Annotated in this window: 14 protein-coding genes; 3 read left to right on the top strand and 11 right to left on the bottom strand. The window is 57.5% G+C overall.

Annotated features, from left to right (window positions below; genetic code table 11):
• Positions 1-91: 91 nt before the first annotated feature.
• Positions 92-973: a crotonase/enoyl-CoA hydratase family protein gene (locus RMET_RS28130; protein WP_011519907.1), complete on the bottom strand. Its 882-nt coding sequence runs from the start codon at positions 971-973 to the stop codon at positions 92-94.
• Positions 974-1,683: 710 nt separating this feature from the next.
• Between RMET_RS28130 and RMET_RS28120 the strand changes: the two genes are divergently transcribed.
• Positions 1,684-2,823, top strand: coding sequence for a porin (locus RMET_RS28120; protein WP_011519905.1), 1,140 nt, complete (start codon positions 1,684-1,686; stop codon positions 2,821-2,823).
• Between the two features lie 138 nt (positions 2,824-2,961).
• Here the strand turns inward: RMET_RS28120 and RMET_RS28115 are convergent, their stop codons facing one another.
• The 5 genes from RMET_RS28115 to RMET_RS28095 all read right to left on the bottom strand — a co-directional run bounded on the left by RMET_RS28115 (position 2,962) and on the right by RMET_RS28095 (position 7,341).
• Positions 2,962-3,930 carry a Bug family tripartite tricarboxylate transporter substrate binding protein gene (locus RMET_RS28115; RefSeq protein WP_011519904.1) on the bottom strand — a complete coding sequence of 323 codons (969 nt, stop codon included), beginning with the start codon at positions 3,928-3,930 and terminating at the stop codon, positions 2,962-2,964.
• A 209-nt stretch (positions 3,931-4,139) separates the two neighbouring features.
• Positions 4,140-4,955 (bottom strand): SDR family oxidoreductase, encoded by an 816-nt coding sequence (locus RMET_RS28110; protein ID WP_011519903.1) that lies wholly within the window; start codon positions 4,953-4,955, stop codon positions 4,140-4,142.
• A 2-nt stretch (positions 4,956-4,957) separates the two neighbouring features.
• A complete protein-coding gene (locus RMET_RS28105; protein WP_011519902.1) occupies positions 4,958-5,752 on the bottom strand; it encodes an enoyl-CoA hydratase/isomerase family protein in 795 nt (264 codons plus the stop codon).
• An 11-nt stretch (positions 5,753-5,763) separates the two neighbouring features.
• A complete protein-coding gene (locus tag RMET_RS28100) occupies positions 5,764-6,162 on the bottom strand; it encodes a Zn-ribbon domain-containing OB-fold protein (RefSeq protein ID WP_011519901.1) in 399 nt (132 codons plus the stop codon).
• 3 nt (positions 6,163-6,165) lie between these two features.
• Entirely contained in the window at positions 6,166-7,341 is a 1,176-nt protein-coding gene (locus RMET_RS28095; RefSeq protein WP_011519900.1) for a thiolase domain-containing protein, read from the bottom strand.
• A gap of 174 nt (positions 7,342-7,515) precedes the next feature.
• Here RMET_RS28095 and RMET_RS28090 point away from each other — a divergent pair, with 174 nt between their 5' ends.
• Positions 7,516-7,761 carry an alcohol dehydrogenase catalytic domain-containing protein gene (locus RMET_RS28090; protein WP_029310143.1) on the top strand — a complete coding sequence of 82 codons (246 nt, stop codon included), beginning with the start codon at positions 7,516-7,518 and terminating at the stop codon, positions 7,759-7,761.
• A 4-nt stretch (positions 7,762-7,765) separates the two neighbouring features.
• Here the strand turns inward: RMET_RS28090 and RMET_RS28085 are convergent.
• A protein-coding gene (locus RMET_RS28085) for an IS3 family transposase (protein ID WP_085960507.1) occupies positions 7,766-8,907 on the bottom strand; the annotation gives its coding sequence in 2 pieces (ribosomal slippage) (positions 7,766-8,670 and positions 8,670-8,907; 1,143 coding nt in all).
• 37 nt (positions 8,908-8,944) lie between these two features.
• Between RMET_RS28085 and RMET_RS28075 the strand changes: the two genes are divergently transcribed.
• Positions 8,945-9,742, top strand: coding sequence for a zinc-binding dehydrogenase (locus RMET_RS28075; RefSeq protein WP_082219905.1), 798 nt, complete (start codon positions 8,945-8,947; stop codon positions 9,740-9,742).
• 151 nt (positions 9,743-9,893) lie between these two features.
• Here RMET_RS28075 and RMET_RS28070 read toward each other — a convergent pair whose 3' ends face one another.
• The 4 genes from RMET_RS28070 to RMET_RS28055 form a co-directional block, all read right to left on the bottom strand.
• Complete coding sequence (locus tag RMET_RS28070; RefSeq protein WP_029309990.1) at positions 9,894-10,886, bottom strand: Bug family tripartite tricarboxylate transporter substrate binding protein; 993 nt, start codon at positions 10,884-10,886, stop codon at positions 9,894-9,896.
• A gap of 92 nt (positions 10,887-10,978) precedes the next feature.
• Entirely contained in the window at positions 10,979-11,326 is a 348-nt protein-coding gene (locus tag RMET_RS28065; RefSeq protein WP_011519898.1) for an NIPSNAP family protein, read from the bottom strand.
• Positions 11,323-13,026 carry an FAD-dependent oxidoreductase gene (locus RMET_RS28060; RefSeq protein ID WP_011519897.1) on the bottom strand — a complete coding sequence of 568 codons (1,704 nt, stop codon included), beginning with the start codon at positions 13,024-13,026 and terminating at the stop codon, positions 11,323-11,325. Before RMET_RS28060 ends, RMET_RS28065 begins: the two co-directional genes overlap by 4 nt.
• Positions 13,027-13,040: 14 nt before the next feature.
• Complete coding sequence (locus RMET_RS28055; protein ID WP_011519896.1) at positions 13,041-14,006, bottom strand: Bug family tripartite tricarboxylate transporter substrate binding protein; 966 nt, start codon at positions 14,004-14,006, stop codon at positions 13,041-13,043.
• Positions 14,007-14,066: the final 60 nt, after the last annotated feature.

Raw genomic sequence — 14,066 nt, 5'->3', positions numbered from 1 at the left:
TGGCGTCCGTACCGCGGGACGGGGCGGTTGGCGCCGTCGTCAGGAGCTTCTAGAATCTTGGGCTACCTGTTCGCTGGTGCGTACGCAGCGACTACCAACTCAGCCTTGCGACGCCGTCACCGAAGGGCTTGTCGCGCTTCTCTGCTGCACCCTTGAATCCAAGGGCACGAACATCTTCGTCAAATTCGGCCTTGGCACGTGTGAGATGGGCTCTCGCGTCCATTTCGGCAGCCAGGCGCTGAAGCACAGAGGCGCCGCCAACTTCGAGAGCCAGGTTAACGATTCGCTTGTTGCAGGCAAGCAGCTCAGGGTCCAGCGAACCAATGCTGTTGGCAAGTCGCTCCACTTCTTGGTCGAGGTCGCTTTCGGGGATCGAACTCACAGCAAGGCCGATCTTTGCTGCATCCTTGCCTAAAAGTACGTCGCCAGTTAGCAATAGCCTTTTCGCCCATTGCGGGCCGACGTTGTAGATCCACATGTGGTTGGGCGGGGAGCCCATTGCACGTGTCGCGGGAAACCCAATGCGGGCGTTGTCGGCTGCGATGATCATGTCGCAGTATAGAGCTAAGTCGGTCCCACCCGCGACGCAGTTCCCGTGAACCTTCGCAATGACAGGTTTATGAATGTCAAAGGGGGTCCGCAGCATTTCCTGGGAGCGTTCCAGCTTCCAGGAGTCATCGTCAAAAGAACCGATTCCGGTTCGATAAGGGCTCGCTTCATCGCCGTGCTCGGATGCGTAACGGGCATAGGCTCCCTTCATGTCATAGCCGGCACAAAAATCCTTGCCGTTTCCAGCAACGACGATAGCACTTACAGCCCGGAGATCATCTGCTTCAAGCAGGGCTGACCGGTACTCAGCGAGGAGTTCGGGGGACAGTGCATTGCGGCATTCTGGCCTGTTTAGGGTCACGTATGCAACACGGCCTTTGACGGCGAACTCGATGCTCTCGGTTGTTCTAAGCCACTTGCGCACTATCAGGTCTCCTCGCGATTCAGTTGAATAGTCTCAATGTGAGTTCGTCAGGCAGAACGCCTGACTACGAGCCAAAAGAGGTACCGAAACAACTGACTCTGCCGGCTCGCTTCCGCGACCAAGGACTGCGTGAGCTCCTTAGGCCATCGAACGGAGAGTTCACTGCCCGCGGCCATAAGCAGGACGGACGACTGATAGTCCCCTCGCACTAACGATTCGTCGACAACTGAGACCAGAAGCGCCTGACGCTGAGTCTGCGTCAGCCTGGAGGAAACGTCGACGATGGACCTCGTCAGCGCACGGAGGTCCTTAAGCAAACACGACCTCGCTTCTTTGGTGGCCTCGGTGGGGAAGCCAACTTCCGAAGCGCGGCTGCGAATGACTTCTTTCAGGGAAGGGTGGTCGGTTTGACTCATGACGACATCTGCAAAAGGTGTGAACTCGCGAGTTCGAACTCGCCGAATGGGGGCGTGCAGAGCACGTTCGATGACCAAAAGCTTGATCTTCTGCGCTCCACGCTTGTCCTGACATGAGGCGCGCCTGCTCAATCTTATGCAGTGGTTGAACCAATGTAAAGATGTGATTGCGCGGGGTTTTCCACTATATCGATGGTTCAACCAATCATATTTAATCACTGCGAGGCGGACAAGGCGCAGAGATCGGAAATCTGCACCTGAGCGCTTCCTAGCGAGGCGGTGACCTTGCGAGACATGCAAAAAATCGGAGGAGACAAGGTGAAAAGAGCGTTGCTTGCGTCGACGGCGCTGGGGCTGTTGCTGTGTACTGGCTATGCCCACTCAAGTGTGACGTTGTATGGCGTGGTCGATTCGAACATCGAGTACGTGAATAAGTTGACGAATGCCAGTGGCGCATCAGGCAGCGTCGTCCGGAATAGTGGCGGCGGCTTCGCCAGCAACCGTTGGGGCGTGCGCGGGGTGGAGGATCTCGGCGGTGGGCTGAAGGGAATTTTCACCGTTGAAGGCGGCTTCAACGTGGATACCGGCACGCAGTTCAACGCAAACAAGCTGTACGATCGACAGACGTTTGTTGGAGTGAGCAGCGATGAGTACGGTCAACTGACGTTCGGGCGGCAATACAGCACCATCTTCCGCGCTCTGGCCAACTTTTCGCCTAGTGCGTATGCGCCGATGTATGAGCCGTTGTCGTTTCTTTTGGGTATGAATCTGAGAAACGACAACAGTGTTAACTATGTCATCCAGCGAGGCAGCATCGGAGCACGATTACACTGGACTTTTGGGAATGGTGTGTTCGGTGCAGGCGAGACTCCGGGGGAGATTAGGGCGAATGCTGGCTATGGCGCTTCGCTCGAGTACTCAGCAGGTGAGTTTGGCGCATCGATTGCGTACGATCAGTTCTATCCGACGCTCACAACGCTGGGTGATAACGGAATTGGTAACTTCCGAAAGGCAGCGATCGGCGCGGGCTACAACCTCGGAAAGTTCCGATTCTCCGGCGGCTATCGGTGGGGGCGCAACGAGTTCTCGAATGGTAGCGTGGCGCTGCGCGACGACTTCCTCTGGTTTGGCGTCAATTATCAGGTCGCGCCGAAGGTCAATCTGATGCTTGCTTATTACTACGACAAGCTGCACACGCTCAGGGCGCAGTACAACGGCGCAGAGCTTGACCGACCCAATCCTTACCAAGTCAGCTTCATGGCGAGCTATGACTTCTCGAAACGGACTAACGTCTATTTGACTACGGCCTACTCTAAGAACGTCGCGCTCGCCTTTGGCGGACTGGCGACTACGGCTGCGAGCGGGGCGTACTTGCTCGGTGCCGGCAAGAGCAGCCAGGTTGGTGCGGCATTGGGCATCCGGCATATCTTCTGAGCACCTACACGCATTCATGCTTTTGGCGCCCTTGCGGCGCCTTTTTTTGTTCGTTTGGAATGGAGTGGGCTTCTGCGGGTCACGTAGATGCGCATCACGGATGCCATAGTGTGCTTCCGTGAGCGCATTTGCTCATCGCTATTCCACCCGAATCGCGCTGTTTTCCTTGATGGCCAGCCACTCGTTTCGAGATTTGCGCATGAGTGCCTCAAACTGATCTGGACTCAGCGTCGGCGCTACTTCCAGGCCGTTGTCCAATAGTTGACGCTGCAACTCTGGGGTCTTACATACGGTCGTAATTGCCGCGTGTAATTGATCCACAACGACGCGTGGGGTGCCAGCGGGTGCAAAAATCCCCGCATAGGTTTCGGTTGTCATTCCTGGAACGCCAAGTTCAAGGAAGGTCGGCACGTCTGGAATGGCTTTCCAGCGGTGAGATCCGGATACTGCAAGATTTCGAATGCGGCCGTCCTTGCCATACTGCAATGCGGTTGCGCTTGATACGACAGCGGCGTCGAGCCGACCACCAATCAGGTCCGGTATGATGGGACTTTCGCCTTTGTAAGGCACATGATTAAGTCGAATGCCTGCGGCGCGCGCGAACATTTCACCGAAGTAGTGTGAGCTCGACGCATGGCCGGTAGTGGCGAAGCTGAGGGGGTCCTTTGCCTTCTTGGCGAGTCCGATAAATTGCTCGAGTGTCTGTGCCGACTTTGGGGGTACCGACCACACTGCCGGGATCTCATAGATCCGACCTATCGGGACAAACTCCTTGAGCGCATCGTATCGAGCGTTCGGTTGCAGGATAGGATTACTAACCAGCGCCGTCATATTGAACAGCAGGGTGTACCCGTCCGGAGCGGATCGAGATACCAGCTGGGTGCCGATCAGCGAGTTTGCCCCTGGCCGATTGTCAATGACAACCGGCTGACGGAGGGTGGTCTCCAACTGGCGCGCTACACTGCGCGCGACGGCGTCTGTCTGCCCACCGGGCGGAAAAGGCACGACCAACATAATCGGCTTGCTTGGCCAGCGCTGGCCCTGAGCGAAGCTGGATCCCATTGCTAACGCCGAGAGCAATCCCAACGTCTGTCGTCTAGTGGTCATCTTGTCTCCTCCAATCCTATAGTTGTTGATTGGTCCGGTTCGAGATGATGCAATCTGTTCTACCAGACCATTGTTACGACGCAATACTTGTCACGCTGTTCTGAACGCCCCGCATGACGGAGCGTCCTGACTTCCGAACGCGATTGCAAAACAGAGGGATGCGGGGAAGGAGCAGGGTCGGTTGCTCCTGGTGTAATGGTACGAGAGGATTAAACGAACGAGTCCGGGATCAGGTCGGATTCGGGGCAGTCGCTGTATTGGCTGAAATCGGTAACGCCTTCCTGACGGAGGACGGATTCGTCGACGCAGAAGTTCCCGGTGAAGGATGTGTCCTTCGTCAGGATGGCATAGGCAGCGTCGGCGACGATCTCCGGGTGACGGGTGCGCTTCATAGTCGTCTCGCCGCCCAAGATGTTCTGGACGGCCGCCGTTCCAACGAAGGTCCGAGGCCACAAAGCGTTGATCGCCACCTGTCCACGAAACTCCCCGGCCATCCCGAGCACGCACATGCTCATGCCGAATTTCGCCATCGTGTAAGCGACATTGGGCGAGAACCAGCGCGCCTCCATATTCAGAGGAGGCGAGAGCATCAGGACATGAGGGTTGGATGACTTCAGAAGGTGCGGAAGGCAAGTTCTCGTGACGAGATACGTGCCACGTGTGTTGATGCTATGCATCAAGTCAAACCGTTTCATGTCCGTGGCCAATGTGCCAGTCTTGCTGATTGCACTGGCGTTGTTGATGCAGACGTCAATCCCTCCGAAATGTTCAACGGCCTTGTCCACTGCCGACTGTACTTGTTGCTCGTCACGAATATCTACGACGAGAGGCAAAGCTGTCCCGCCTGCCTCTTCGATTTCACGAGCCGCTGTGAAGATTGTTCCTGGTAGCTTGGGGTGAGGCTCGGCGGATTTGGCTGCGATGACGATGTTCGCACCATCTTGAGCCGCCCGCTTTGCGATTGCCAGGCCGATGCCGCGACTCGCCCCGGTGACGAATAGCGTCTTGTTCTTGAGAGATCGCATGATTACGAACGCCGTGGAAATCCGCGAAACGGAGGAGGTTGTTTGGACAGGAGTGCTTCGATTGCAGCGCGCGGTTCCTTCGTCGAGAAAGCTGCAGCTTGGCTGGCCGCCTCGAGACTAAACATCGTTTGCTCATCGGAATCCAACGAAACGTTCAGCGCCGCCTTCGTCAGTGCGAGGGCGGTCGGGGCAGCTTGGACCAGGCTCTCGGCAATTTCTCGAGCACGCTGCTCAAGTGCCTCGCTCTCATGTACTTCCATCACAAGCCCCAGGCGATGAGCCTCTTCCGCGTCCAGTTCTCGGGTTGAGAACATCAACTCCTTGGCTCGTTGCAGTCCAACTGCTCGGGGAAGAAGGTACAGCGCGCCGAGATCCGGTACCAGACCAAGGCGGAGGTAGGCCATAGAGAAGCGTGCACGAGGACTTGCCAGCACGATATCTGCTGTCAGAGACAACGCGAATCCAGCTCCGAATGCCGGGCCGTCTACGGCAGCAATAACTGGGCGACCGAGATTCAACATATCGTGGATGAATCGAAGGCCGGTCTTGATGCGCTGCTGCCAGTAGGCGGGGCCAGAGTCGAGGTTGTCTCGAAGAACATGGAGATTCCCTCCCGCGCAGAATGAGCCAGGATGGCTCGTAAGCACGAGGACCCTGATGTCAGCATCGTCTCGAACACGCTCCAAGACGGTCATCAGGTCGGCGCGAAGCTCCGCATCAAACGGATTGTGCTTCGCGGCCCGATTCATGCGAATCCAGCCAACGTTGTTCACTACTTCGAAGTCGAGAGTATCCATGTTCCCTCGCTTTAAGCAGGTGTGAACATCGGGATTGGACTGTCTCCTTCGGAAGGCTTGAAGCAAGCCTTCACGCGCTGTCCGATCTTCAGCGAATCCAAATCGCAGTCGACAATGTTTGTGAGCATCGTCGGGCCCTCGTCGAGCGTAACGTATGCGATGGCATAGGGGATTGGCCCTGCTTTGCGGGTTACGCTGACACTGTAGATTGTGCCGTTGCCCGAAAGGCATTCCCATTCCGTTTCGCCTTGGCAGAACGGACAAAGGGCGCGAGGATACCAATGCAGCTTCTTGCAAGACTTGCAGCGTCGTGAGCTGAGCATGCCTTCACGCGCATAGCGCCAGTAGCTTTCGTTGCTTGCGTCAACAACTGGGGCAGCAAGAGGGCGATCAACGTGGGGTGTAGTCATGGCTCATTCCCTTTCCAAGATGAGAGTTGCGCTACCGTGGCGCGAACCGAGGAGGCCGCCGGTACCTTGAGCAAGCGCGAGAGTGCAGTTGGGAACTTGCACCTTGGGATGTGCCTCCCCGCGCAACTGACGGACTGCCTCGATGACTTTGGTGATGCCACCGCGGTTTGCCGGGTGGTTGTTGCAAAGGCCACCGCCATCCGTGTTGAAGGGCAGCTTGCCTACGCCGGAGATCAGATTTCCATCAGCGACGAACTTGCCACCTTCGCCTTTCTTGCAGAAGCCAAGGTCTTCCAACTGCATCAGAACGGTGATGGTGAAGCTGTCGTAGATTGATGCGTACTGGATGTCAGACGGCTTGATTCCGGCTTCTTCAAAGGCGACCGGTCCCGACACCGCTGCCCCGGAATAGGTGAGGTCGACGTTCCCGCCCAGTTGGCCTTTGATCGTCTCGCCCGCACCCAGTACTTTCACGATGGGACGGTTGAGCTTTCGGGCGATTTCGGGTCGCGCTACGACAAGCGCGCCGCCACCGTCACTGACAACGCAGCAGTCAAGTTTATGCAGCGGGTCAGAGATCAGAGCTGAGCCGAGCACATCCTCGACGCTAACGAGGTCGCGGAGCATCGCATTCGGGTTGTGCTGCGCATGGGTGGCAGCCGCCACCTTGATCCATGCGAGTTGTTCGGAAGTAGTGCCGAACTCGTACATATGCCTTGCCGCTGCAAGGGCGTACATGTTCACCGTGACCGGGCTATAGGGCATCTCCCAAGATGCATCGGGCGTCGCAGCTGTCACCAGTCGCGCGCCGACGCCAACACCGCTGGCGCCTTCCGTGCGGGGCCGCCCCGCGAGCGTAATGAGCGCAACGTTGCACTTGCCCGCCGCAATCGCTTGCGCTGCGTGAGAGACGTGGATTAGATATGCGGAGCCTCCGGTGTCCGTCGTGTCGACATGCCGCAAGTTCGTGAGGCCGAGGTAATCGGCCATGCTGTTCGCGCCAAGGCCAGGAGCGTCTCCTGCGCAAAAGTAGCCGTCAACATCCTGCAGCGTCAGTCCTGCGTCCTCCAGTGCCCCCTTCGCGCACTCTGCGTGCAACTGCGCAACCGTCTTATCCGGTGCCTTGCGTGTTGGGTGCTCGTAAGCACCCACGATGCATGCCTTACCTTTGATCGTCATGTCTACTCCAGTTGAGTCAGTCTCCGTAGTCGATGATATCATTGGTTCAACCATAATGAAATGAGCGGCGAGGCAGTTTTCGATGGCTCATGCAAAGGCGCATCAAGGTCGGGAACTGACGCGCGTCAGGCCTGATATGCCCTTCATAGAATCGTCGTCCAGGAGGAGAGCAGAATGCAGATTTCGCAGATGCAGGCGTGGCAAGTCGAAACCATCGCAGACGCCGGAACGATGGCGTTACGAGATGTCCCAGTGCCAGTTCCGAAATCCGACCAGTATTTAATTCGTGTAGAGGCATCGGGACTTGCGTTCGGCGATACGCTGATTGTCCGCGGCCGCTATCAGGTCAAGCCGGCGGTGCCTTTCATCCCAGGCTCAGAGGTAGCGGGCGTGATCGTTGGACCGGCCAGAGTTTCATAGACACTCACGAGCCGTTTAGCGCGTAGCGCCGCTCAAACTCTACAGGTGACAGGTCGCCGGCGGAACCGTGCCGGCGAATCGGGTTATAGAACATCTCAATGTAATCGAATACGTCCGTGGCAGCAGTCGCCCTGTTCGGGTAGATGCGCCGCTTGATTCGCTCCTTCTTCAATGCACTGAAGAAGCTCTCGGCAACGGCGTTATCGTGACAATTACCGCGACGACTCATGCTCGGCACCATGTTGTGTGCCTTCAGGAATGACTGCCAATCATCGCTGGTGAACTGGCTGCCCTGATCCGAATGCACCATAACACCTGCCCTCGGTTTGCGTTTCCAGACTGCGGCTAGCAAGGCCTGCAATACCAGATCGCTGGTCATCGTTGATCGCGTGGCCCAGCCAACGATCTGACGCGAGTACAAATCCATGACTGCCGCCAGATACAGCCAGCCTTCGTAGGTTCGGATGTACGTGATGTCGGTGACCCAGACCTTGTTCGGCGCATCGGGGGCGAACTCTCGATTCAAGACGTTCGCCACCACGCCGACCGGACCGCCACGATAGCGTGGCTTGCTGCCGTAACCAACCTGTGCGCGCAGGCCTTCTCCTTTCATCAGTCGATGCACACGGTGACGGCTGCAAGCTTCGCCAGATTCACGCAGATCTACCGTGATCTTGCGGTAGCCATAGACGCCACCGCTGGCCAACCAGTGATGCTTGATCAGACCCAGCAGCCGATCATCCTCCCGCCGGCGTGGGCTGGATGCCTGGCGTTGCCAGACGTAGTAACCGCTACGATGAACGCCCAGTACCCGACACATCGTGCGCAGGCAATATTCACTGATGTGGGAGCGCATGAATGCGTACCTTGCCGCTATCCCTTTGCAAAGTACGCGGCGGCTTTTTTTAGAATGTCGCGCTCCTCTGTCACGCGCTTGAGCTCGGCCTTCAGTCGTCGAATCTCGGCGTTCTGATCCAGTTCGGCCCGCTGCACGACGTCCGGTTTCTCGAACTTCCTCTTCCAGGCGTACAGGCTATGGGTCGTGATGCCCAACCTCTGCGCCACATCCGCCACCGAATGACCGCGCTCAGTGACTTGCTTGACTGCCTCAATCTTGAACTCATCCGTGTACCGCTTGCCGCTCATACTGACCTCCTCGGTTGCCACAAATTATGGCTCGAAGATGTCTACGAAAGGCTGGCCGGTCCACGTTGCGAGCGAGGGTGGACCGCTGGCGGTTGGAACCCGGGTTGCCAGCTCTTGCCATTTGGGCGGCTACGCTCAGTTCGCAGTCATACAGAAATCGGAAGCCATCGTTATTCCCGATGGTGTCTCGAACGCGGCTGCACTTGCACTTCGTAGCAACTACCCGACATCGCTCTATGCGCTAAGGGAAGTCGGGCAGTTGAAGGCCGGGGAAACGGTGCTGGTTCATGCAGCGGCAGGGGGAGTTGGGAGCGCTGCTGTTGCGTTAGCGAAATGGTTGGGCGCGCGAGTTATCGGTACAGCGGGTGGCGCAGAAAAGGTTAAAGCCGCACTTAGCCTAGGCGCAGATGCTGTCGTCGACTATCGAAGGGACGACTGGGTCGATATGGTCAAGCAACTGGCACCGCAGGGCGTTGACGTGGTCTACGATCCTGTCGGGGGCGAGATTGGCGGTCAAAGCCTGCGCTGCCTGGCATATGGGGCGCGCTATCTGATAATCGGTTTCGCGGGCGGCACACTAACCCAACTTCCGGCCAATAGACTGCTTCTAAAGAATGCAACTGCTCACGGTGTACTTTGGGGAGAAGTGCGGAAACGAGATCTTGCGCTGGCCGAGAGACTCACAAAGGATTCCTACGATGCTTACTCTGCTGGAGTGCTGCAGGTGCTCGGTGGTCAGGGCTATTCGTTTTCGCAGGCACAGGCTGCGATGGTCGCACTTGAAGGCCGGAATAGCGTCGGGAAGGTCTGGTTAGACCAGAGGGGAGTGGAATAGTCCAGGGGCGGGGAGGGGGCTTCCCCTCTGCGGCAGTTGCCATCTCTCGCGTTGGGCGAGCGAGGACCGTAGTCTGTTGCTCGCTCATCCAGAGAGAGGCCGCCAAGTGCGTGAGCTTTGCGTCCCAAATACTGATGTGTGACCTGTAGCTTTATTCCAGCTTAATGTTGTTGTCGCGGACGATCTTGCCCCAACGCTTGATGTCGCTGGAAATAAGGTCAGAAAATTGAGCGCTTGTTGTGCCGGTTGGTTCGAAACCCATCTCGAGAATCTTCTTCTGGACCTCGGGCAGCGCAACAATCCGACGAATCTCTTGGGTGTACTTCTCAACGATCGCCGGCGGAGTCTTTGCCGGGAGGAACACACCGCCCCAACCAGGAATGTTGATTTCCGGGTATCCGGCTTCGGCGAACGTAGGCACGTTCGGGAAGGTCTTGAGCCTATTAGGGCTGGCAACCGCAATGAGACGTACCTTGCCTCCGCTCAGTTGGTGAGCGTAGAAGCCGACAGAGCCGTAGGCTAGTTCAATGTTTCCTCCGACAAGATCGGTGAACGCTGGGGACTCTCCTTTGTAGCCAACGTGTTTGATCCGAATGCCGGCAAGGTTGTTCAGGCCTTCGCCAATGATGTGGCCGCCGGAACCGACGCCGTAGCTGCCGAAGCTGAGTTTGTCGGGCTGCGCCTTTGCGAGCTTGACTACGCTAGCGACGTCCGTTGCGGGAAGCTTCGCGTTGGCAGCAAGGGCTACGGGAAACCAGGCAACTTGGGAAACCGGTACAAGGTCGTTGACTTTGTAGGGCGGATTCGGTTGTAGCACCAGATTTTGTACGAACCCGCTGAGCGTCATGAGGACCGTGTACCCGTCGGCAGGCGATCGCGCGACTGCGGTAGTCGCCAGCATGGAGTTTGCCCCGGGCTTTGAGTCAACGACAACCTGCTGCCCCCAAGCCTTGCTCATATGCTCGGCCAGAATGCGAGCCAAAATGTCGATGTTTCCGCCTGCCGCAGTGGGCACAATCATCCGGATGGGGCGAGTGGGAAATGCTTCCGGCTGCGCCAGGGCGTTGATGCTCACGCTAAGCAACAGCGCGCTAATGCCTGCAGTCAAAGCCCGGCGAGTCAATTTGGGTAGGGTTGTCATCATTGTCTCCGTTATAGTCATTTTGTGGTCACCGGCTCGGCGCCATCAGTGTGTGTGTCCGTGGATTCGGGGTATTTGGGCGTTGCCGACCGAGGTTATGCACGGGCGGCGGCCGTTGCCACAAAGCCGTCGACGGTACGAATCAGGCGGGTCTCTTGGGCGGTAATGAGATGGCCGGATGCAGCAAGATATTCGCCGAAGCGAGGGTGGCAATCCCTGGCGCGGCAACGACGCTCGTAGTCGGCGAGGTCCTCGTACGCCCACAGATGCACAAATTGGTTCTGCGGGCCAACCATGCTGGTGTAGAACCCCAAAGGATGTTCGAGCGTTTCCATCAGAATCGGCATAGCCAGTCTGTTGAATACTTCCATGAACTCAGGCATCTTCCGCAGCGCAATTGTGTAGACCCGATGGTCTACGAGCGGGCGTGCGATTGCCGTCATTCCGCTCCGGCCTCTTTGGCAATGTGCTTCGCGGTCAGATACGCAAAGGTCATGTTGGGTCCGTGCGTAATTCCGGCGCCAGGATAGTTACCACCCATCATGCTTGCGCGATCGTTTCCTACTGCGTAGAGCCCGTCGATACGCGTACCGTCCTTCCTGAGAACCTCTCCTGTCACGCTAGTCGCGAGGCCGTCAAAGGTACCAAGGTCTCCCATGACAAGCTTGATGGCGTAGAAAGGTCCCTTTTTTAGCGGCGCAACGCAAGGGTTGGGCTTGTTGTCGGGGTCGCCCAGAAAGCGATTGAATGAAGTCGTTCCGCGACCAAACGCTGGATCATTCCCAAACTGGGCCGATTTGTTGTACTCATGGACGGTTTCCGCTAGCCCAGCGGGATCAATGCCTGTAGCGTGTGCAAGCTCATCAAGCGTGCGGCCCTGGTACAGGTAGCCGTTTCGAAGGAAGCGTCCGATGGGCATCGGCGACGGTTTGACATAGCCGAGACCGTACTTGCCGAGGGTCTCGCGGTCGCAAATAAGCCACATGGCTGTCTCTTTGAGACCCGCACACGCTTCGATCATCGCCGAGCCTACGTCGTGGTAGGAGTTCGACTCATTGGTAAAGCGTGCGCCGTTGCTAAGTACGCCAATTACGCCCGGTTTGTAGCGATCCAACAGGTGGGGGAACACGCCGATTTCCCCATTTCCGAAGTCGACTTTGGTCACGGGCATCCAGGCTGCCGGTGACGTGTATCGAATGTCAGCGTGGCCGCCGGCAGTCTCGGCGAGCGCCACACCGTCTCCTGTATTGCTCTTCGGAGTCGGGGAGAGGTGTTCATGGCCACGTCGCAGATGCGGGTAGGCCGCACCAATACGATTGAGGTCATGTGGGAATCCCCCACATGCAAGCACCACACCATTACGCGCGAGGAACTCCCTTTCGCCGTCCTCGGTATTCGCTACCACGCCCTTAACATGGTCTCCGTCGGTGATGAGCCGGGTTGCTGGAGCGTTTGTGAGGATCGGAATGTTGAGGTCCAACGCCGATTTGGCAAGACGAGCGGCAAGCGCGTTGCCGCTCGTTACCTGCACCGCGCGCCGGTAGAGAGCGATCTCCTTGACATGATTGGCGAGCCGGCGTGCCACATACAGGAAGGACCGGAAGGATTTCGTGGCACGGAAAAAGTGCTTGAGATCGGCATTGGACGAGTTGAACATCATCCCCATGAAGGTGATGGTCTTCAATGGTGGCTTGAGCCGCTGCATGTCCTTACCGAGGCTTCGGATATCAAATGGGGCGGCGAGAATGGATCGACCCACGTCTACGCCCCCGGGCGCGATGGGATGGTAGTCGGGATACAGAGTCGGGACGAACTTCATCTCTGTTTCTCGCTCGAAGAAGCTGACCATCTCCGGACCGGCTTCGATAAACGCCCGCGCCACTACCTCATCGTAGAAGTGACCGGTCTCGCTCCGAAGGAACTCCTGTACGGCCTCAATGGAGTCTTGGGGATTCTGTTTCAACCCATGATGAGTCAGCGGTACCCAAAGCACACCTCCCGATAGGGCGGTTGTACCCCCGAAAACGGGTTCCTTCTCCAAGACAACGACATTCATTCCCTTCTTGCGCGCGGTGATGGCGCAGGAGAGACCCGCTGCGCCAGAACCAATGACGACTAGATCGTAAGTGAGCTGTTGAGACATATCGGGGTGAAAGACTATTCGGCTTCGATCTTGTACTTGGTGATGATGTCCTGCCACTGCGCGGTTTCCTTCTTCAGGATGGCAGCGAAAGCATCAGGCGTGGACGGTTGCGCTTGGGCGCCTGTCTTGATGAACCAATCCTGAAGGGCCTTATCGGCCATGACCGTCGAGATGGCGGCATTGACCTTCCGGACGATGGCGTCAGGCGTGCCGGCGGGTGCCAAGAGTCCAAACCAGGCTTCCGCTGTGAAGCCAGGTACGGATTGATTGATTGTGGGCACCCCTGGAACAACAGGAGAGGGCTTCTCCGTCCCGACACCAAGCATCGTGAGACCCCCGGGTCCCACTTGTGCGAGCATCGTCGGCGAGGGGGTCGTCAGTAGCATCTCCACTTCCCCGGCCTTGGCGGCGAACGTTGTGCCGGCTTCCCCCTTGTAGGGAATGTGATCGACTTTGATGCCCGCCAGTTGTCCGAACCGCACGGTCGCTAGGTGGCCATACGACACGGTGCCTGCCGATGCGTAGCGAACACCGCTGGGCTGCTTACGGGCGTACTGAAGGAACTCTTGGAGATTCTTGGCTGGGACGGCTTTGTTGGTGACAAGGACCAGAGGCACCGAAGTTACGGTGCCTACCGGGGTAAAGTCCTTGAGCGGGTTGTAGCCCGACTTCTTGTAGAGAAGCGGGGCGATCAACAGGCCGTTGTTGGCGTACAGGAACGTGTACCCGTCCGGCTTCGCGCGGGCGACAGCCATCGCAGCGATGCCGCCAGATGCACCAGCCTTGTTGTCAACGAGGACGGGCTGCCCTAGAAGCTTCGACAGCGGTTCCTGAATTTTGCGTACCTGAACGTCGCTGGTACCCCCTGCCGGATAGGGAACAACGATGGTAATCGGCCGAGAGGGGTAGGGCTCTTCAGCGATTGCGAGGCCCGCGACCAAAGCGCATGCCGCCATGAGAGGCAACTTCAGGTAACGCATTTTGTCTCCGTCTCTTGTGATTGTTCAATGGTTGGTCCATTGATTATATCGAACGATCTT

Source organism: Cupriavidus metallidurans CH34 (assembly GCF_000196015.1).
Taxonomy (GTDB): Bacteria; Pseudomonadota; Gammaproteobacteria; order Burkholderiales; family Burkholderiaceae; genus Cupriavidus; species Cupriavidus metallidurans.
The sequence above is the reverse complement of the archived record's forward strand: the minus strand, read 5'-3'. Positions and strand labels throughout refer to the sequence as shown.